Source organism: Stutzerimonas stutzeri (genome assembly GCF_000935215.1).
Lineage (GTDB): Bacteria > Pseudomonadota > Gammaproteobacteria > Pseudomonadales > Pseudomonadaceae > Stutzerimonas.
The window spans coordinates 1-20879 of sequence record NZ_JXXD01000006.1 but is presented as its reverse complement, the minus strand read 5'-3'; the positions used below and the strand labels follow the sequence as shown (position 1 = coordinate 20879).

Sequence of the window (20879 nt, the reverse complement as noted above, 5' to 3'; positions counted from 1 at the left end):
CCACGGATTTCATTGAAGAGGCTCGCCAGGCTCGCCAGCTGGTGCTGGCTGGCCCGCTGGCAGGCGACTTCGAAACCGTCGCCCTGTCGCTTTTGCAGGTCGCCCGCGGCGACGTGATGACCCGCGACATCACCCTCGGCGCGATTCGCCGCGCCCTGCTGGAGCTGATCATTCACTTCCCGGTGTATCGCACCTACATTGCCGCACCGGGCCGCCGCGAGGCCGATGAGCCGTTCTTCCAGCAGGCGCTGGACGGCGCGAAGACGACCTTGAGCGAGGCCGACTGGCCGTTGCTCGAGCATCTGCAGCGCTGGCTCGGCGGCGAAAGCCTGCGGCAACTGCCGCGTAGCCTGCGCAAGATTCGTCGCTACGCCTGCACACGCTTCCAGCAGCTAACCTCACCGGCTGCGGCAAAGGCCGTCGAGGATACCGCCTGCTACCGCTCCGGCATTCTACTGTCGCGCAATGATGTCGGTTTCGACCCACAGCACTTCAGCGCGCCATTGCAGGCATTCCACGACGAGTGCCTACAACGCGCCGAGCACTTCCCGCGCAACATGCTGACCACCGCGACCCACGACCATAAGCGTGGCGAAGATACCCGCGCGCGCATCGCGGTAATCAGCGAGCGCGCCGAATGGTTTGCCGGCAAGGTGCGGCGCTGGCGCGAGATGACCGCCAGCCGAATCCAGCAGCTTGGCGATGGTGCGGCGCCCTCGCCCGGCGATGAGCTGATGCTGTTCCAGATTCTGCTCGGCAGCTGGCCGCTGGAGCTGCGGGTGGACGACCAGGCGGCGGTGGAGCAGTACTGCACACGCATCCTGCAATGGCAGGAGAAAGCCCTGCGCGAGGCCAAGCTGCGCACCACCTGGAGCGACCCCAACAGCGATTACGAAAGCGCCTGCCGCCAGCACGTCGAGTACCTGCTGCTCGCTGACGAAGGTGCACCATTACGGGACGATATCGCTGCGGCCGCTGCCGAACTGGCCCCTGCCGGTGCGTTGAACAGCCTTGTGCAAAGTCTGCTGCGCATGACCACCCCCGGCGTGCCCGACCTCTATCAGGGCGCCGAGTACTGGGACTTCAGCCTGGTCGATCCCGACAACCGACGGCCGGTGGACTTCACTGCACGGCAGCACAGCCTCGCCAGCGCGGCCTCGCTCGATGAGCTGCTGCAAAGCTGGCACGACGGTCGCATCAAGCAAGCTGTGATCCGCCGCACACTGCAGCTGCGTCGACGCTACCCGCGGCTGTTCAGCGAAGGCCGCTATCTGCCGCTTGCGGTTTCTGGCGAGCAGGCCGAGCAGCTGCTGGCATTCGCCCGCGAGCTGGAAGGCGAGTGGGTGGTAGTCGTGGTGCCGCGGCTGGCAGCGGATCTGCTGGGGGATCGTGGAGTACCGAGCATTCCGGCGCAGCGCTGGGGCAACACCCGGATCGAACTGCCCGAGGCGCTAAACGGTAGTGAATTCGAGCGACTTTTCGACGGAACGACAGTCTCATCCCAACAAGCCAGCCTAGAGGTTGCGCGCGTTCTGGACGGACTATCGGCGGCCGTCCTGCATACGTCTATGACCGCAAATGGAGAATCCCAACAATGAGTTCAGAAGAGCAACGTATCCGCGAGTTCGCTTATCAGATCTGGCAATCCGAGGGTTGCCCGGAAGGGGAAGATGAGCGCCATTGGGCAATGGCGCGCAAGCTGGTCGAGGCCGAATACGGCGCTGCCGATGCCAAGCCTGCCAGCCGCCCACGCAAGACCGCCACCAAACCCACCGATGCCACACCCAAAGCCAAGAGCAAGACCAAGGACGTTAAGGATGCGAAGGACGCACCGGCGGCCAAGCCCCGCGCGAGCCGTGCTGCACCCAAGGCTGGCACCGATGCCAAGGCCGGCACCCCCGAAACCATCAAGAAAACACGCACCTCGCGGGCAAAGAAGGAAAGCTGACCGGCGGCAGGCATCTTGTCGGCGTGGGATCGGTCGAATGATCGTTCGCGCCGACACCCGCCTCGGCACGCCATCCGGAATCCGCCTTTGGAGATTTCATGAGTAAGAAGAAGCCCTACGTGCCGCAGGTTACGACCCCGTCCAGGATCAGCGAGGGCTTGCCCTTCCCGCTCGGGGCAACCTGGGACGGCCTGGGTGTCAATTTCGCCATTTTCTCCGCCCATGCCACCAAGGTTGAGCTTTGTCTGTTCGACTCCAGCGGTGAGGTCGAACTCGAGCGTATCGAGTTACCCGAGTACACCGATGAGATCTGGCACGGCTACCTGCCGGATGCGCATCCCGGGCAGATCTACGGCTACCGCGTATACGGTCCGTACGACCCGGAGAACGGCCATCGTTTCAACCCGAACAAGCTGCTGATCGACCCCTATGCCAAGCAACTGGTAGGCGAGCTGAAATGGTCCGAAGCGCTGTTCGGCTACACCATTGGCCACCCTGACGGCGATCTCAGCTTTGACGAGCGCGACAGCGCACCCTTCGTGCCCAAGTGCAAGATCATCGATCCGGCCTTTACCTGGGGCCGCGATCACCCCGTGCAGGTGCCCTGGGACAAGACGATCATCTACGAGACCCACGTGCGCGGTTACACCATGCGCCATCCGGCGGTAGCGGACGATGTGCGCGGCACCTTCGCCGGCTTCAAGACGCCGGAAGTGATCGACTACATCCGCAAGCTTGGCGTCTCCTCGATCGAGCTGCTGCCGATCCATGCCTTCGTGCAAGACCAGCATCTGCTCGAAAAAGGCATGGCCAACTACTGGGGCTACAACAGCATCGCCTTCTTCGCGCCGCACCCCAAGTATCTGGCCAGCGGCAAGATCACCGAATTCAAGGAGATGGTCGCGCACCTGCACAACGCCGACCTCGAGGTGATTCTCGACGTGGTCTACAACCACACCGCCGAGGGTAACGAGCGCGGCCCGACCCTCTCCATGCGCGGCATCGACAACGCCTCGTACTACCGCCTGATGCCGGACGACAAACGCTACTACATCAATGATTCCGGCACAGGCAACACGCTCGCCATGAGCCACCCGTGCGTACTGCAGATGGTCACCGACTCGCTGCGCTACTGGGCGACCGAGATGCACGTGGATGGCTTCCGCTTCGATCTGGCGACCATTCTCGGCCGCGAGCATGACGGTTTCGACGAGCGCCACGGCTTCCTCGTCGCCTGTCGCCAGGACCCGGTGCTGGCCAAGACCAAATTGATATCCGAGCCCTGGGACTGCGGCCCTGGCGGCTATCAGGTTGGCGGTTTCCCGCCGGGCTGGGCCGAGTGGAACGACCAGTTCCGCGATACGGTGCGCTCGTTCTGGAAAGGCGACGACGGCCAGCTGGCTGATTTCGCCAGCCGTCTCACCGGCTCCGGCGACCTGTTCAACCAGCGCGGGCGACGTCCGTTCAGCTCGATCAACTTCGTCACCGCCCATGACGGCTTCACGTTGAAGGACCTGGTGTCCTACAACCACAAGCACAACGAGGACAACGACGAAGACAACCGCGACGGCAGCGACAACAACCTGTCGTGGAACCATGGCGTCGAAGGCCATACAGACGACCCGGAGATCAACGAGCTGCGCTATCGGCAGATGCGCAATTTCCTCGCCACGCTGCTGTTCTCCCAGGGCACGCCGATGATCGTCGCCGGTGACGAGTTCGCCCGAACACAGCACGGTAACAACAATGCCTATTGCCAGGACAGCGAGATCGGCTGGGTCAACTGGGAAATCAGCGAAGACAGCTACGGCCTGCTGGGTTTCGCTCGTAAGCTGATCCGCTTGCGCCAGCGCTTCCCCATGCTTCGCCGTGGGCGCTTTCTGGTCGGCGCCTACCACGAAGAGCTCGGTGTGAAGGACGTGACCTGGCTGGCGCCGAATGCGGAGGAAATGTCCATCGAGCAGTGGGAGGACGCACACAACCGCTGCATGGGCATGCTGCTTGACGGTCGAGCCCAGCCCACGGGCATCCGACGTGCAGGCTCCGACGCAACGCTGCTGATCATCGTAAACGCGCATCATGACCTGGTGAACTTCACCCTGCCGGAGGTGCCGCAAGGGATCTTCTGGAATCGCCTGATCGACACCAACCAGCCGCTGGTGCGCCCGGAGCGTTTCGACTTCAACGACGAATACGCGGTGACCGGACGTTCGCTGCTGTTGCTGGAGCTGATCAAGGAAGACGAATGAGCCGGCGCCGGGCGCGCGGATGAGCGGGTTCGTCAGCCCGCTCGACGTTCCGCGCGTCACTGGCTGAACCGACTTCACGACGTATGGCAGTGAACCTGTGGCCGCCTCGCACCCTCGAACGCCGTGGCGACCACCCGATTCACCTGCCAGAGGCAGGCGAACAGTCCTTTTCGTGACGGATCACAGGCCCATGTACGCAATCCGACCCTTTGCCCTGGCGCTGCTGCTCGCGCTGGGCACCACCCTCGCACCGAGCGCCGCGACGGCCAGCAGCGCGGCGAAACCCATCGAAGTTCCGAGCAATCGCGCCGCCACGGTGCGCCTGCTGGTCAACCCCACACGCTCCGGCAAGGTGCTGGATGTGCGCAACGAGCTGGACGTGCCGGTCGAAGCCACGCTGCGTCTGAGCCGGCTGGTCAATGTGGCCGGGCTGCGCGACGGTGTGATCCGCAAGACGGTGCCGCCGCGCAGCCAGTTGCGCGTGGCGACGCTGGTCAAGCGCCAGGTCGGCTATCCGCTGATGTACCGCCACAGTTTCAGCTACGGAATGATCTATGCGCCCGATCCGGCGCGGCGCATGGCCGGCGGCCACGTCGGCGGGCACGCCTATGCCCTGCCCTGGAAAGGCGGGCCGTTCCGCATCTCCCAGGGCGCCGGCGGCGACTACAGCCACAACACCACCAAGGGCCGCTACGCGGTGGATATCGCCATGCCGGTGGGCACACCGATCGTAGCGGCGCGCGCCGGAACGGTGGTGAAGGTGCGTGATGGTCAGCGCGGACGTTTTCCCGATCCGGCCGGCAACTACGTGCGCATCGAGCATGCCGACGGCACCCACAGCGCCTACCTGCACCTGCGCCGTGGCTCGTTGCAGGTGCGCCCCGGTCAGCAGGTCAAGGTCGGCACTCGCCTGGGCGACTCCGGCAACACCGGGCGCAGCACCGGGCCGCACCTGCACTTCGTGGTGCAGAAAAAAATCGGGGACGAACTGGCGTCCATCCCCTTCCGTTTCGCCCAGCCGGTCGATTCGCTGCCGAACTTCGCGATGAGCGAGCCGTAACGCTCACAGCATGCGTTGCAGCACACCGTCACGCCGAATGAGGTGATGCAGCAGCGCGATGCCGGCGTGGCCGACCACCAGCAGCACGGTCAGCCAGGCGAGCGGCGAATGGATGCTGCCCAGCGACGCCGCCCAGGCGATTTCCGGCCCTTTCGCTGCCAGCTGCACGCCGAACACCTCCAGCCCGTAGCCATTGCCGAGCATGAACAGGATGCCGCTGACCGGCAGCAACAGCATGCAGGCGTACAGCGCCAGATGGCCGCCCTTGACCAGCACGGCCGTGGCTGGGTCCGGCAACGGACGTCGCCCGCGCTGAGCCGACGCCCAGACCACACGCAGCACCACCAGCACCAGCAACAAGGCGCCGATGGAGATGTGCCAGGGCACCAGTGTCTGACCGATCCAGTGCTCGCCTTCGTCGATGCGGTCGCCGAGCTTGAGGAACTGCCAGACGATCAGTCCGGCCATCAGCCAATGGAAGCCACGGCTGATCCTGCCGTAGCGTTCGCGCGTGTCATGCAGCCTGTTTCGCTCCTCGGCCGGTGCCGCGCCGGCGCCGGCGCCGGCATGCCAGGCGAACACCAGGGCCTCGCCGGACGCCATGCGCAGAAGATGCTCGGCGACCACCTGTTGCAGTTGCCGCAGCTGTGCGGGGTTAGCGGCGTGCAGGCGGACCTCCAGGCCAGCCTCGGCGGCGCGCAAGCGACACTCGCCGATGCCGAGGGTGATCTCGCCGCCCTGCTCGTCGTGGCGCACCGGGAATTTGTGCGCCCAGTGCTTGCACAGCCGGTTGATCAGCCGCGACGGATTGGCGGTCGCCACCGTGGCGGCGCTGCTGCACGGGTAGTGCAGCTCAGGCGATGCTTTCAACGATGCCTCCTTCGACACGCAGTGCCGCGCCGGTCGTCGCGCTCGCCTGCGGCGAGGCTGCATAGACGCACAGGTTGGCCACTTCCTCGGGCGTGGCAAAGCGCTTGAGCAGCGTCGAGGGGCGGTTTTCCTTGAGGAACAGCGCTTCCATCTCGCTCACCGACACGCCGCGCTCCTCGGCCATCGCCGCCATCATCGCCAGCGCGCCATGGGTGCGCGTCGGCCCCGGCAGGATGCTGTTGACGGTCACGCCGCTGCCGGCCAGTACCTTGGCCAGCCCGCGCGAGACGCCCTGCAGCGCGGCCTTGCTGACGCCGTAGTGGACCATTTCCGCCGGGATGTTCAGCGCCGATTCGCTGGAGATGAACTGGATGCGCCCCCAACCGCGCGCCTGCATGCCGCGGGCGTAATGCCGCGACAGGCGCACGCCGCTGAGCACGTTCACCTCGAATATCTGCTGCCACTCCTCGTCGCCGATCTCGAAGAACGGCCGGGCGCCGTAGATGCCGAGGTTGTTGACCAGAATGTCCGCCTCCGGCTGGGCGGCGATCAGCGTCTGGCAGCCCGCCGCGGTGCCGGCATCGGCAACCACGCCGACGGCATCGGCGCGACCGCTGCTTTCACGCAGCTGTGCCAGCGCCGCGTCCAGGCGCCCCTGCTCGCGGCCCACCAGCACCACGCTGGCGCCCGCCTTGGCCAGGCCGATGGCGATGGCCAGGCCGATGCCGTCGGTGGAACCGGTGACGATGGCCTTCTTGCCCGATAGATCGATATGCATTGCCTGCTCCTCAGTCGTCGTAACCAAAACCGTATGCGGATAGCTCGGTCTCCATGACCCGGTCGCCGAACAGCTTGCGCCCGCTCGATTGCCCCGCCGCTCCGACGGCGACCAGCAGCGGCAGCAGATGCTCTTCGGCGCGCGCCGGATGGCAGAGCCGCGCCGATGGCGCCTGTTCCCAGTGCTGCAACGCGTGATCGCGCTGTGCCGGTGCGGCTTCGACCGCAGCGCTCAGCCAGTGATCGAACTCGGCGGAAATCGGCGTGAAGCGCGCATCACCGTAACCACGCATGTTGTGAAAACTCATGCCACTGCCGACGATCAGCACCCCGTCCTTGCGCAAGCCCTGCAAGGCACGACCGGCCTCGATATGTGCCTGCGGGTCGAGGTCGCTGCGCAACGAAAGCTGCACCACCGGGATATCCGCGTCGGGAAACATCAGCTTCAGCGGGATGAACATGCCGTGGTCGAAGCCGCGCTGTACGTCCTCATGGCCACCGAGCGAAGCGTCTTCGAGCAGACCGGCGATACGCGCAGCCAGCCGCGGCTCACCTGCAGCCGGATAGCGCAGCTCATAGGTGTGCGGTGGAAAGCCGTGATAGTCGTAGACCAATGCCGGCCGCGCAGCGCTGGTGACGCTGAACGTCGGCTGCAGCCAGTGCCCGGAAATCAGCACGATGGCCGTCGGTTTCGCCGGCAGTGTCGCGGCGATGCCCCTGAGGAAATCAGCCATGGCGTTCCAGGCGGTCGGCGGGTTCCACTCCATGAAGAAGCAAGGCCCGGCGCCATGCGGCACGAACAGCGTCGGCATGGTTCGATCGGTAGCAGGATCACTGGCAATCATCATCGGGCTCCCTGAAGGACGTGCGACAAAGCATGACCTACACTCACTAGTGAGAGAACCTGCTAAAAAGCACAGACAGTTTTAACCAAGAGTAGGAACCGCGATGCTCGACAGAATCACTGGCATGCGCGTATTCGCCCGCGCTGCCACGGCTGGCAGCCTCTCGGCGGCGGCGCGCCATCTGGAAATGTCGCCAGCGATGGCCAGCAAGCATGTCGATGCGCTAGAGGCCCGGCTCGGGGTCAAGTTGTTCCACCGCAGCACCCGCCGCCTGAGCCTGACCGAGGCCGGCAGCAACTATCTGGAGGCCTGCCAGCGCATCCTCCCGGAGATAGAGGAAGCCGAGGCCAGCGTTGCGTCGCAGCGGATCGAGGCCACCGGGCTGTTGCGCATGAATGTGCCGCTGACGTTCGGCACGCAATTCATCGCCCCGCTCATTCCGGAGTTCAGCCGTCGCCATCCCGCGGTGAAAGTGGAACTCGGCCTGACCGACAGCCGGATCGACCTGATCGATGGCGGCTGGGACATGGCCGTTCGCATTGGCAGGCTGCAGGACAGTCCCATGCAGGCCCGCCAGCTTGCCGATTCCCCATTATTGGTCTGTGCCGCGCCGCGCTATCTGGATGAGCGAGGCGTGCCGCGCAGCGTCGCCGACCTGGGGCAGCACAACTGTCTCGGCTACAGCCTGGCGAGCCTCGCCGCGGGCAAGGTCTGGCCGTTCGGTCGCAATTCCGAAGTGCGGATCGCAGTCAACGGCGACCTGGTCGCCAACAACGGTGAAGCCCTGGTGGCCGCCGCGGTCGGTGGACAGGGTGTGATCTACCAGCCGCAGTTCATTGTCGCCAAAGCGTTGCGCAGCGGTGAACTGGTCGCCCTCGAGCTGGATCAGCCGTGCGTCGAGCTTGGTGGAATTCACGTGGTCTACCCGCCCGATCGACGTCCTCCGGCCAAGGTCCGGGTGATGATCGATTATCTGGTCGACGCATTTTCCGCTGACCTGCCGTGGAGCCTGTCGTCGGGCTGAATCCGCTCTACTTCAGCCGCAAGACCACGGTCCAGAGCGCAGCCCGCACGCTAAAACTGCCACCACCGCGATAGAAAAGGTGAACCGCTACTGCGCGCAAAAGTCGGAACAGATGTGCGTATCGGCGATTGCGCACCTGTCTGGGCGAATTGGAGTGGTTATGAAAGCGGTCAACCCCATTACCGGTGCAACGCCCTGCGTAGCAGCTACCGCCGCCAGTAATCCGGCACGCGCCTCGTCTGTCCTGATTGCACGGTAGGGCCGGCCCATGGCGAACATTCATATCGGCATATCCGGCTGGCGTTACGCGCCCTGGCGTGGCGATTTCTACCCCAAGGGGCTGACGCAGAAGAAGGAACTGCAGTTCGCCTCGCGCGCGTTGAGCAGCATCGAGATCAATGGCTCGTTCTATTCGCTGCAGACCCCGGAGCGCTATGCCGACTGGTACGCCGATACGCCAAAGGGCTTCGTTTTCAGCATCAAGGGGCCGCGCTACATCACCCACGTACGCCGTCTTAACGACGTGGAGAAACCGATCGCCAACTTCTTCGCTTCGGGAATCTTCCAGCTCAAGGAAAAACTCGGGCCGATCCTCTGGCAGTTCCCGCCTTCGTTCAAATTCGATGCGGAACTGTTCGAGACTTTCCTTCGCCAGCTGCCCCACGACACCGAAGCCGCGCTGGCCATCGCCAAAGGATGCGAGCCCCGCATGGAGGGGCGCAGCTACCTGTCCATCGACCGCAAGCGGCCGATGCGGCACGCGGTGGAAATCCGCAACGCCAGTTTCGCCGAGCCCGAATTCATCGACCTGCTGCGCAAGTACCGGGTCGCGCTGGTGGTGGCAGACACCGCCGGCAAGTGGCCGCACCTAGAAGACCTCACCAGCGACTTCGTCTACATCCGCCTGCATGGCGCCGAGGAGCTCTATACCAGCGGTTACACCGATGCCGCGCTGGACCACTGGTGTCAACGCATCCAGCGCTGGAGCGACGGCGACCAGCCCGATGACGCGCGACTGACCAGCCCGCGCAAGCCGCGGCCGCGCAAATCCCGCGCGGTGTACTGCTATTTCGACAACGACGTGAAGGTTCGCGCGCCCTATGACGCGCGGCAACTGCTGCGCCGGCTCGGCCTGGATGAACACCTGCAGGCCACGCCTGGCCAACTGGAAGGAGCAATGGTTTGACTCTGGACAAAAATCACCCGATCGAAAGCGCCGACCTCGATGCCCACATGGCGACAGCGGTCAATTCGATCCGCATTCTCACGGTCAATACGCACAAGGGCTTCACCGCACTCAACCGTCGCTTCATCCTCCCCGAGCTGCGTGAAGCGGTGCGCAGCGTCTCGGCGGATGTGGTGTTCCTGCAGGAAGTTCTTGGCACCCACGACAAGCACGCGTTGCGCTTTCACAACTGGCCGTCCACGCCACAGTACGAGTTTCTGGCCGACAGCATCTGGACCGATTTCGCCTACGGCCGCAACGCGGTCTACCCGGACGGCGACCATGGCAACGCCGTGCTGTCGAAGTTTCCGATCATCCGCTACGAGAACCTCGACATTTCCATCGCCGGCCCGGAACGCCGCGGCCTATTGCATAGCGTGCTGCAGGTGCCGGGGCACGACGAGTTTCACGCGATCTGCGTACACCTTGGGCTGCGCGAGTCGCACCGTCAGCAGCAGCTGGAACTGCTCTGCAACCTGCTCGACTCGCTGCCCGAAGGTGCGCCGGTGGTGGTCGCGGGAGACTTCAACGACTGGCGACTCAAGGCCACCAGGACCCTGGACCGCTGTGCTGGCCTGCATGAGGTCTTCGCCGTTTCCCAGGGTCAGGTGGCGAAAACCTTCCCGGCACGCTGGCCGATGCTGCGCCTGGACCGCATCTATGTGCGCAATGCCAGCAGCCACGATGCGCGAATCCTCGGTAACAAACCCTGGACGCACTTGTCAGATCATCTGCCCCTAGCGGTGGAGATACATCTATGAGTTACCACTGGAGAGACGGGAATCGCCTTCAGTTACTGGAAAACGGCGAAGAGTTCTTTCCTCGAGTGTTCGAGGTCATCGCCCAGGCCAAGAAAGAAGTGCTGCTGGAAACCTTCATCCTGTTCCAGGACAAGGTAGGCGCGGAGCTGCAGAAAGCGCTGATCGCCGCCGCGGAAAACGGCGCCAGCGTCGATGTGACTGTGGACGGCTACGGCTCGGCGGACCTGTGCGGTGATTTCGTCACCGCCATGACCCGGGTCGGCGTGCGTATTCACATGTTCGATCCCGGCAAGCGCCTACTCGGCCGCCGGCTCAACGTGTTCCGGCGCATGCATCGCAAGATCGTCGTGGTCGATGGCGAGGTCGCCTTCATCGGCGGCATCAACTTCTCCGCCGATCACCTGGGTGACTTCGGCCCGGCCGCCAAGCAGGACTATGCCCTGCAGGTGGAAGGTCCCGTGGTGCGTGATATCCACCACTTCGCACTGGCGCAGATCGCACCGGACAAGCCGACCCATCGCTGGTGGCGGCGGCGCATGCGTCATCAGACGCCGGGTTACGGTGGCGTCAGCCGTGGCGAGGCGCGGGCGTTGTTCGTCATCCGCGACAACGACCAGCACCGCAACGACATCGAGCAGCACTACCTGCAAGCGATTCGAGATGCTCGCTCCAGGTTGTTGATTGCAAACGCCTATTTCTTCCCCGGTTATCGTGTATTGCGGGAAATCCGCAACGCCGCGCGGCGCGGAGTGCGGGTGCGGCTGATCCTTCAGGGCGAGCCGGACATGCCCATCGCCAAGTTCGGCGCGCGCATGCTCTACAACTACCTGATGCGCGACGGCGTGGAGATCCACGAGTACTGCCGCCGCCCGCTGCATGGCAAGGTCGCGCTGGCCGACTACGAGTGGTCCACAGTCGGCTCGAGCAACCTCGATCCGCTGAGCCTGTCGCTCAATCTGGAGGCCAACCTGATCATTCGTGATCATGTGTTCAACCGCCACCTGCACGAGCGCCTCGATCACCTGCTGCAGACCGACTGCCGGCGTATTCCGCTGGAGCGGATCGTCCGCGGATTCTGGTGGCGTGCGCCGCTGGCCTTTCTGATCTTCCACTTCCTGCGGCACTTCCCGGGACTGGTCAGCCTGTTCCCCGAGCACAAGCCGCGCCTGGAGCTGATCGATCCGGACACCACCCGCCCACTCGATCCCGTGCCCTCCCCCCTGCAGCGAGACCACCAATGAGCCAGACCAACCAGGCCGAGGCAAAAAGCGGCTGGCGCCGGCGCTGGCCACTGATCAAGAAGATCCTCACCTACGTCTTCTTCGCCCTGATCGTCGGCCTGCTGATCGGCCTTGCGCGCAACCTCGACTGGGCAGAGGTCTACAAGACCCTGCGCAACTACCAGGCGCAGACGCTGTGGATGGCCGGCGCGGCCGCGTTTGGAAGCTACCTTGTCTACTGCTTCTTCGACGTGCTGGGTAAAGGCTATGCACGGCATGACCTGCCGATCCGACAGATCCTGCCGGTCACCTTCGTCTGCTACGCCTTCAATCTCAACCTGAGCGCCTGGGTCGGCGGCATCGCCTTGCGTTTCCGACTGTATTCGCGCTTGGGCCTGAAGCCCTCGCAGATCACGCGGGTGTTCACCATGAGCGTCCTGACCAACTGGCTGGGTTATATGTGGCTGGCCGGAATGATCTTCGCCATGGGCTGGATCAAACCGCCGGCCAGCTGGGAAATCGGCTTCACCGCCCTGCGGGGACTTGGCGCTGGGCTGTTGGTCGCCTGCATGGTGTATCTATGGCTGTGCGGCTTCTCCAAGCGCCGCTCGTGGACCATACGCGGCCACGAGATTCAACTGCCTTCGCTGCGCCTGGCGCTGATCCAGCTGGTGCTGGGCGCGGCCAACTGGTCACTCATGGCGCTGGTGGTGTACTTCATGCTCTCCCAGAAGGCCGCCTACCCCGAAGTGCTGGGTATCCTGATGATCAGCAGCATTGCCGGCGTGGTCACCCACATCCCGGCCGGCCTCGGTGTCATCGAGGCGGTATTCGTGGCGATGCTCGCCGACGAGATGAGCAAAGGCGCCATCGTCGGCGGCCTGATCGGCTACCGGGTGATCTACTTCCTGATCCCGCTGCTGTTCGCCACCCTCGTCTATGTGGTGCTCGAAGCCCGGGCGAAGAAATTGCGCAGCAGCAACCAGGCCGGCGACCAGCAGACCGTCTCCCAGGAAACGGGCTGAGGGTCAGCGAAGCAATTTCCGGGAAGACCGCGATTCGAGATGTGCTCCGTTCGCGGCCAGGGCCCGCTGCTACAAAGGCGGATACTTGAACGGAGCCACGGTGGCACTGCCTCACCGGTCGGTTCTGTCAGCAGCTCAATCCACGACAGGCTCGCCGCAGCGTCCGTGGCAGTGGCAGTGGGCTTGACCGCTAGTTGGAATCCGCAACGCGTCCTCCAAGGCACACACTCAATGAGTGCTAGACCGTGACCATCGCGGTGCAGCCTAGCGCATCGCTCTGCAAGTGCCTTAGAGCGCACAAGCCGCGATAAAGCGGATGCCCTACCCGCAAAAAAAAACGCCGCTCAGGTTGTCCCGAGCGGCGCTCTTCAGCGCGGCAGCCTTACACCTGCGGCCGCAGTACCAGCACGCCGAGCGGCGGCAGGGTCAGTGACAGCGAGACCTTCTCGCCGTGGCTCTCGATCGGCTCGGCGAGCATGCCGCCGCCGTTGCCGGTGTTCGAGCCGCCGTAGCAGGCCGCGTCGCTGTTGAAGACCTCCAGCCACTTGGCGTCCACCGGAACGCCGATGCGGTAGGCCTCACGTACCACCGGCGTGAAGTTGGCAACCACCAGCAGCGGATGCCCTGTCGAGCTCTTGCGCAGCCAGGCGAACACGCTGTTGGCGCGATCATCGCCGATCAGCCACTGAAAGCCCTGCGGGTCGCTGTCCAATTCGTGCAACGCCGGTTCCTGGCTGTACAGCCGGTTCAGATCGCGCACCAGGTTCTGCACGCCACGGTGATCGGCCTCTTCGAGCAGATGCCAGTCCAGCTCGCGATCATGGTTCCACTCGCGCCACTGGCCGAACTCGCTGCCCATGAACAGCAGCTTCTTGCCCGGGTGCGTCCACATGAACGACAAGTAGGCGCGCAGGTTGGCGAACTTCTGCCAGCGATCCCCGGGCATCTTGTCGACCAGCGAGCCTTTGCCGTGGACCACTTCGTCGTGGGAAATCGGCAGGACGAAGTGCTCGGAATAGGCGTAGACCATGCTGAAGGTCATCTTGTCGTGGTGGTACTGCCGATTGATCGGGTCTTCCTGGATGTACTTCAGCGAGTCGTGCATCCAGCCCATGTTCCACTTGTAGGAGAAGCCGAGGCCACCTTCGCTGGTAGGCTTGCTGACGCCCGGAAAGGCTGTCGATTCCTCGGCGATCACCAGCGCACCAGGGGTTTCCGTGGCCACCACGTCGTTCAGATGGCGCAGGAAGTCGATCGCCTCGAGGTTCTCGCGCCCGCCATGGCGGTTCGGAATCCACTCGCCGTCCTTGCGCGAATAGTCGCGATAGAGCATCGAAGCCACCGCATCGACACGCAGGGCATCGACGTGGAATTCGCGCAGCCAGTGCAGCGCCGAAGCGAGCATGAAGCCGTGCACCTCGGTGCGGCCGAGGTTGTAGATGTAGGTATCCCAGTCCTGATGGAAGCCCTCGAACGGGTGTGCGTATTCGTACAGCGCGGTGCCGTCGAATTCGCCCAGGCCATGGGCGTCGGTGGGAAAGTGCGCCGGCACCCAGTCGAGGATCACACCGATGCCGGCGTTATGGCAGGCGTCGACGAACTCGGCGAAATCATGGGCGTTGCCGTAGCGCGCACTCGGCGCGAACTGCGAGAGCAGCTGGTAGCCCCATGAGCCACCGAAGGGATGCTCCATGATCGGCATCAGCTCGATGTGGGTGAAACCCATGTCCACTACGTAGGGGATCAGGCGCTCGGCCAGTTCGTGCCAGTCGTACAGGCGGCCATCGTCACCACCGTCACGTCGCCAGGAGCCCGCATGCAGCTCGTAGATGCTCATCGGCGCCTTGACCGACTGGCGCGCGGCGCGCTGCTGCAACCAGCCATGGTCCTTCCACTGGTAGTCCAGCGGCCGGGCTATGACCGAAGCGGTGCCCGGCGGGTGCTCGGTTGCCAGGGCGATCGGGTCGGCCTTGAGCGGCAGGATGCCGTTCGGTCCGAGAATCTCGTACTTGTAGGTATCGCCCGGCTGCAGGCGAGGGATGAACAACTCCCACACGCCGGACGGAAAGCGCAGCCGCATCGGATGACGGCGACCGTCCCAGCCATTGAAGCTGCCGACTATCGACACTCGGCGCGCGTTGGGCGCCCACACGGCGAAGCGCACGCCCTGCACACCGTCCACTTCCAGCACCTGCGAGCCGAATACCCGGCCGATCTGCCGGTGATTGCCTTCGGAAAACAGGTGCATGTCCAGCTCGCCCAGTTGCGGACCGAAGCTGTAGGGGTCTTCAGTGATCTGCTCGCCGCCGGCCCAGCGAATCTTCAGCAGGTAGGGTTGCTGATGTGGCAGGCGGATAAAGAAGAATCCGGGCACCTGCCCCTGCTCCATCACGGCAAGCAGTTGCTCATCGCGGTCGAGCACTTCGGCACCCAGGGCATTGGGCAGGTAGGCGCGAATCACGATTCCCCCGCCGTCAGGATGCGGCCCGAGAATGGAAAACGGGTTGCCATGCTCGGCTCGCACCAGGGCGTCTACATCGGCGTCGCTGGGCATCAGGGTTTCCCCTGGCATGGTCAGAACCGGACGATCAGTCATTGGAGCCTCCATCGAAAAGCTGTTGTGCCAGGGCCAGCAATCCCTGTAGCGGGACGGGCAACCAGGTTGGTCGGTTCTCCGCTTCGTAAACGATCTCGTAAGCGCATTTTTCCAGGCTGAACAGCAGCAGTGCAGCATTCGCGCCATCCGCGTCGCGCCAGTCGTGCGGCAACTCGGCGGTGGCCTCGCGGTAGGCTTCGAGGAAGGCCGCCTGCGCACTGCTCTGGTAACTCGCCGCGATACGCTGCCGCGCCTGATCGGCCTCGGGCGTACTGTCGCTGATCTGCGCACCGCGGATGGTCATGGCCGCGGCGTACTCGAACGAACGCAGCAGCCCTGAGACATCCTTGAGCGGACTATGTTTGGCGCGCCGCTCATCCAGCGAGCGGGCCGGCTCCCCTTCGAAGTCGATGAAGTAGGCATCACCCTGCACCACCAGCACCTGGCCGAGGTGCAGGTCGCCGTGGACACGGGTCCGAACGCCACCAACGGTTCTAGCAGCCAGACGTTGCACTTGTTCGAGCAGCTTGTCGCGCCGCGCCAGCAGTTGGCCGAGCGCAGTAGCCTCCTTGCGATCGAAGCTCGAGCGATGTTCCTCGAGGCGCTGCAGGGCCTGTTCCAGCTGCGCGCTGACGCTCTGCTCCCACTGCTTGGCGGCGGCCTTGCTGGTGCTTTCGTAGGCGAAGGCCGGATCTTCGGTCTGCGTGGCAAGCGCCATGTGCATCTCGCCGAGCCGCTGGCCGAGCAGGCGGTTGAAGGCCTGCAGTTCGTCGAGGGCGCTGAACTGGTTCTCGTGCATCGACACGCCACCCGCGATTTCGTCACGCACCGCGCGGTCGAGGTTGTTCAGCGTCCACACCCAGGCATCGCCCTGGCTGTCGAGGAAGTGCTGGATCACCATCAGGGCAACCGGCTCGCCCTGCTTGTTGATCCGGCTGACCTGACCGAGCATGCCGGAGATATGGGCGAAACCGCGTTCAGTGAGGAAACCGCCCATTTCCAGTTCAGGGTGGACGCCCGGTGCCACGCGACGGAGCAATTTGATCATCACCTTGTTGTCGATGATCGCCGAGCTGTTCGACTGCTCCGCAGAGATGAAGCGCACCTCGGGGTGCGCCGGCAATTGCAGGTCGGCCAGTTGCGGCATCGGCACGAAGCGGATCTCACCGTCGTTGCAAGGCAGCACCAGCTCGTCGCGCAGGCCCTGAATGACCGCGGCGCTGAACTGCTCGAGGGCGAAGGCATCGGTCATCAGGCCGACCTGCGGCCCACGGCGTACCCGCGCCAGGGCCAGTTGCTGCGGCAATGCGACCTCGAATTCGGTCTCGGCCAGAAAACCCAGCGGCAGCTGGTACAGATCGCTGCGCCCGGCGGATTCCACGCAAAGCTCGCTGAGCAGAACCGGGCGATTCGGGTCGCCGAATGGCACGCAGTAGCTGATGCGGACCGACTCGATTGCCACGTCCTTGGCGGCAAACCAGCGCCGTTTCGGCAGATAGGCCGGTAGCGCTTCGGTTTCCAGAATGCGCCGGTTGGCGGCGGTCAGGGTATCCAGGCGCTTGAGTACCAGCGTCTGGAAGTCCGGCATGGTGTCCACCGGCTCCTGGTGCCAGCTCGGCATCTGGTTGGTCAGCGCGAGCTGGAACCAGTAGAAGCCGTAGTGCGGCAAGGTCAGCAGATACGGCAGCTGACCGATGGGCGGGAAGGCACTGCCGCCGACCATCTCCACCGGCACCATGCCGGCGTACTGCGACATTTCCAGTTCTGCGGCCTGGGCCGAACGCGAGACGTTGGCGACGCAGAAAATGATCTCGGTTTCGCCGTTCGCTCCGGTGAATTCGCGCATGTAGGCGAGGATGCGGCGGTTGCTCGGCGCGAGCATCTTCAGGGTGCCACGGCCGAAGGCCTTGAACTGCTTGCGGATGGTCAGCATCCGCCGCGTCCAGTTGAGCAGCGAATGCGGATCGCGCTGCTGGGCCTCGACGTTGATCGTGTAGTAGCCGTAGAGCGGGTCCATCACCGGCGGCAACACCAGGTTCGGTGGATCAGCGCGAGAGAAGCCGCCGTTGCGGTCCACCGACCACTGCATCGGCGTGCGTACGCCGTCGCGGTCGCCAAGGAAGATGTTGTCGCCCATGCCGATCTCGTCGCCGTAGTAGATCACCGGAGTACCGGGCATCGAGAGCAGCAGGCTGTTGAGCAACTCGATCCGCCGGCGATCACGCTCCAGCAGTGGCGCCAGGCGCCGGCGTATGCCCAGGTTGATCCGTGCGCGCTTGTCCGAGGCGTAGTAGTTCCACAGGTAGTCGCGCTCCTTGTCGGTCACCATCTCCAGCGTCAGCTCATCGTGGTTGCGCAGGAAGATCGCCCACTGGCAGTTCTCCGGGATATCCGGGGTCTGGCGCAGGATGTCGGTGATCGGGAAGCGGTCCTCCTGGGCGATCGCCATGTACATGCGCGGCATCAGCGGGAAGTGGAAGGCCATGTGGCATTCGTCACCCGGCCCGCCGTCTTCGCCGCCGAAATACAGCTGGGTGTCTTCCGGCCACTGGTTGGCTTCGGCCAGCAGCATGCGGTCGGGATAGTTGGCGTCGATCTCGGCTCGGATCGCCTTGAGCACCGCGTGGGTTTCCGGCAGGTTCTCGTTGTTGGTGCCGTCGCGCTCGACCAGATAGGGAATCGCGTCCAGGCGCAGACCGTCGATGCCCATGTCCAGCCAGTAGCGCATCACCGCCAGCACGGCCTTCATCACCTGCGGGTTGTCGAAGTTGAGGTCCGGCTGGTGCGAATAGAAGCGGTGCCAGAAGTACTGCTTGGCCACCGGGTCCCATGTCCAGTTGGATTTCTCGGTGTCGAGAAAGATGATCCGTGTGCCGTCGTACTTCTTGTCGGTATCCGACCAGACGTAGAAATCCCGCGCTGCCGAGCCCTTCTTCGCCTTGCGCGCGCGCTGGAACCAGGGGTGCTGGTCGGACGTGTGGTTGATGACCAGTTCGGTGATCACCCGCAATCCGCGCTTGTGCGCCTCGGCGATGAAGCGCCGAGCGTCGGCCATGCTGCCGTATTCCGGATGCACACCACGGTAATCGGCGATGTCGTAACCATCGTCACGCCGCGGCGACGGATAGAACGGCAGCAGCCAGATGGTGTTCACCCCAAGGTCGGCGATGTAATCCAGTTTCTCGATCAGGCCGGGGAAGTCACCGACTCCGTCGTTGTTCGAGTCGTAGAAGGACTTCAGGTGCACCTGATACACCACCGCGTCCTTGTACCAGAGCGGGTCCTTGATAAAAGCGGCGGGTTTGCGCGGTTTTGCCATGTTCTTCATTCCTGTCGCGGTGTGAAGGCCCAGGCCGGATCGGCGCATTAGGCAACGGCAGAGCAGCAGCTGAATTCACATCAACAAAGCGTCATAAACGTATGATTTTAATGAATTAAAAGCTGGCGCCCGAGAATTTACTTGAGGTCCGGGTCCGGCTCCTGTGCGGTCAGGCGCCAGATGCCGAACGGCAGATGCCAGGGTTCGATCCGCATCCACTGAGTCTTGCCGTACCAGGTCCAGCGATGGCCATTCATCAGGTCCTCGCCCTGGGTATGGGCGTCATCCGGCAGGCCGAGCTCCCACAGCGGCAACTCGAAATTCGCTTCCTGAGCGTTGTGCGGATCGAGACTGATGGCCACCAGAATGAAGTTCGACAGGTCTGGTGTGCGCTTGCCGAAGTAGAGGATGTTGTCGTTCCAGGCCATGTAGGCCTTGAAACCCAGGTGCGTCTGCAGTGCCGGGTTCTGCCGTCGGATGCGGTTGAGCTGGGCGATCTCGGCGATGATGTTGCCCGGTGCGTGGTAGTCGCGGACGCGAATCTGGTACTTCTCCGAGTCCAGATACTCTTCCTTGCCCGGAATCGCCGCCGACTCGCATAGCTCGAAGCCCGAGTACATGCCCCATAGCCCCGAGCCCATGGTCGCCAGCGCGGCGCGGATCAGGAACCCGGCGCGGCCAGAGTCCTGCAGGAAGAACGGATTGATGTCCGGCGTGTTGACGAAGAAGTTGGGCCGGTAGCAGTCGCGCAGCGGCGGCTCGTTCAGTTCGGTGAGGTACTCGCTCAGTTCGGCCTTGGTGTTGCGCCAGGTGAAGTAGGTGTAGCTCTGGCTGTAACCGATCTTGCCCAGACGCGCCATCATGCCGGGGCGAGTGAAGGCCTCGGAGAGGAACATCACGTCGCGGTCGCGCTCGCGGATATCGGCGATCAGCCACTCCCAGAACGGCAGCGGCTTGGTGTGCGGGTTGTCGACCCGGAACACCTTCACGCCCTGCTCCACCCAGTGCCAGACCACGTCACGCAGTGCCAGCCAGAGGTCTGGCATGGCATCTTCGGCATAGAAGTCGACGTTGACGATGTCCTGATACTTCTTCGGCGGGTTCTCGGCGTATTTGATCGTGCCGTCCGGGCGCCAGGAGAACCAGCCCGGGTGCTCTTTCAGCCAGGGGTGGTCCTGCGAGCACTGGATGGCGAAATCCAGGGCGATCTCAAGGCCATGCTCGCGAGCCGCTGCGACCAGCTCGCGGAAATCATCCAGCGTGCCCAGCTCGGGATGGATGGCGTCGTGGCCGCCCTCTTCGCTGCCGATGGCATAGGGACTGCCCGGATCGTTCGGGCCGGCGTGCAGGCTGTTGTTCGGGCCCTTGCGGTGCTGGCGACCGATCGGGTGGATCGGTGGGAAATACAGCACGTCGAAGCCCATGTCGCGAATCGCCGGCAGACGTTTGTGCACATCGCGGAAGGTGCCGTGGCGATTGGGATCGTCGGTCTCCGAGCGCGGGAACAGCTCGTACCAGCTGGCGAACTGCGCCAACGGGCGTTCCACGTCCAGCGGATACACACGGCTGCGGCTGCAGTGCTCGCGTGGGTCTGCGGCAGCCATCGCCACGGCCGTCTCCGGTGCGAGCAGCAGTGACACGCGCTCGTCATCGCTATGCGCCATGCCGAGGCGGTGCAGCAGATCGTCAAGCACCGCGCGGTTCTCGCCCTGGGCGCGGGCGGTGGCCTTCTCCAGCAGCAGACGCCCTTCTTCAAGCTCAAGATGCACCGGAACGCCGGCCGTGTGCTTCTTCGACAGCTCGTAGCGATAGCTCTCGAACACATCCCACCAGGCCTCGATGACGAACTCGTGCTCGGCGACCTGGGTGGGCGTGAACTGGCCTTGCCAGGCGTCGTTGCCGAGCAACTTCAGCCGTGCCCGCCGCCAGCTGGTTTCGCCTTTCTCACGCCAGCACACGG

15 protein-coding genes are annotated in these 20879 nt (G+C 64.0%); 9 read left to right on the top strand and 6 right to left on the bottom strand.

From position 1 onward, the window contains the following. From LO50_RS00765 to LO50_RS00750, 4 genes are all read left to right on the top strand, one after another. Window positions 1-1598, top strand: a 1598-nt coding sequence (locus LO50_RS00765) for a malto-oligosyltrehalose synthase (protein WP_044313790.1), incomplete at its 5' end; no start/stop codon positions are given. Then, window positions 1595-1948 (top strand): DUF2934 domain-containing protein, encoded by a 354-nt coding sequence (locus LO50_RS00760; RefSeq protein WP_044313789.1) that lies wholly within the window; start codon window positions 1595-1597, stop codon window positions 1946-1948. The genes LO50_RS00765 and LO50_RS00760, both read left to right, overlap by 4 nt. Before the next feature lie 98 nt (window positions 1949-2046). Then, window positions 2047-4197 (top strand): glycogen debranching protein GlgX, encoded by a 2151-nt coding sequence (gene glgX / locus LO50_RS00755; protein WP_044313788.1) that lies wholly within the window; start codon window positions 2047-2049, stop codon window positions 4195-4197. 190 nt (window positions 4198-4387) lie between these two features. Continuing rightward, window positions 4388-5257, top strand: a complete 870-nt coding sequence (locus LO50_RS00750; RefSeq protein ID WP_014820208.1) for a M23 family metallopeptidase — start codon at window positions 4388-4390, stop codon at window positions 5255-5257. 3 nt (window positions 5258-5260) lie between these two features. Here LO50_RS00750 and LO50_RS00745 read toward each other — a convergent pair whose 3' ends face one another. The 3 genes from LO50_RS00745 to LO50_RS00735 are packed head-to-tail and all read right to left on the bottom strand — an operon-like array spanning window position 5261 to window position 7749. After that, window positions 5261-6127: a DUF2218 domain-containing protein gene (locus tag LO50_RS00745; protein ID WP_014820207.1), complete on the bottom strand. Its 867-nt coding sequence runs from the start codon at window positions 6125-6127 to the stop codon at window positions 5261-5263. Then, window positions 6111-6905: an SDR family NAD(P)-dependent oxidoreductase gene (locus LO50_RS00740; protein ID WP_014820206.1), complete on the bottom strand. Its 795-nt coding sequence runs from the start codon at window positions 6903-6905 to the stop codon at window positions 6111-6113. The genes LO50_RS00745 and LO50_RS00740 overlap by 17 nt, the downstream gene beginning before the upstream one ends. A 10-nt stretch (window positions 6906-6915) precedes the next feature. After that, the gene (locus LO50_RS00735; RefSeq protein WP_044313791.1) at window positions 6916-7749 is read right to left on the bottom strand and encodes a DODA-type extradiol aromatic ring-opening family dioxygenase; all 834 of its coding nucleotides are present in this window, start codon (window positions 7747-7749) and stop codon (window positions 6916-6918) included. Window positions 7750-7852: 103 nt separating this feature from the next. Here LO50_RS00735 and LO50_RS00730 point away from each other — a divergent pair, with 103 nt between their 5' ends. The 5 genes from LO50_RS00730 to LO50_RS00710 all read left to right on the top strand — a co-directional run bounded on the left by LO50_RS00730 (window position 7853) and on the right by LO50_RS00710 (window position 13004). Next, a complete protein-coding gene (locus LO50_RS00730) occupies window positions 7853-8773 on the top strand; it encodes a LysR family transcriptional regulator (RefSeq protein ID WP_044313787.1) in 921 nt (306 codons plus the stop codon). A gap of 268 nt (window positions 8774-9041) precedes the next feature. Next, on the top strand, window positions 9042-9959 hold the full coding sequence (locus LO50_RS00725; protein ID WP_044313786.1) for a DUF72 domain-containing protein: 918 nt from the start codon (window positions 9042-9044) through the stop codon (window positions 9957-9959). Beyond that, window positions 9956-10759, top strand: a complete 804-nt coding sequence (locus tag LO50_RS00720) for an endonuclease/exonuclease/phosphatase family protein (RefSeq protein WP_044313785.1) — start codon at window positions 9956-9958, stop codon at window positions 10757-10759. Before LO50_RS00725 ends, LO50_RS00720 begins: the two co-directional genes overlap by 4 nt. Continuing rightward, a complete protein-coding gene (gene clsB, locus LO50_RS00715; RefSeq protein WP_014820201.1) occupies window positions 10756-12000 on the top strand; it encodes a cardiolipin synthase ClsB in 1245 nt (414 codons plus the stop codon). Before LO50_RS00720 ends, clsB begins: the two co-directional genes overlap by 4 nt. Continuing rightward, complete coding sequence (locus LO50_RS00710; protein ID WP_041013765.1) at window positions 11997-13004, top strand: lysylphosphatidylglycerol synthase domain-containing protein; 1008 nt, start codon at window positions 11997-11999, stop codon at window positions 13002-13004. The genes clsB and LO50_RS00710 overlap by 4 nt, the downstream gene beginning before the upstream one ends. A gap of 382 nt (window positions 13005-13386) precedes the next feature. On the opposite strand, the gene glgB is transcribed toward LO50_RS00710, so the two are convergent. From glgB to LO50_RS00695, 3 genes are all read right to left on the bottom strand, one after another. Beyond that, window positions 13387-15600 carry a 1,4-alpha-glucan branching protein GlgB gene (gene glgB, locus LO50_RS00705; RefSeq protein ID WP_044313784.1) on the bottom strand — a complete coding sequence of 738 codons (2214 nt, stop codon included), beginning with the start codon at window positions 15598-15600 and terminating at the stop codon, window positions 13387-13389. Further along, window positions 15593-18919 (bottom strand): maltose alpha-D-glucosyltransferase, encoded by a 3327-nt coding sequence (gene treS, locus LO50_RS00700; protein WP_044313783.1) that lies wholly within the window; start codon window positions 18917-18919, stop codon window positions 15593-15595. Before treS ends, glgB begins: the two co-directional genes overlap by 8 nt. 137 nt (window positions 18920-19056) lie before the next feature. After that, the coding region (locus tag LO50_RS00695) for an alpha-1,4-glucan--maltose-1-phosphate maltosyltransferase (protein WP_044313782.1) at window positions 19057-20879 on the bottom strand (1823 nt) is incomplete at its 5' end.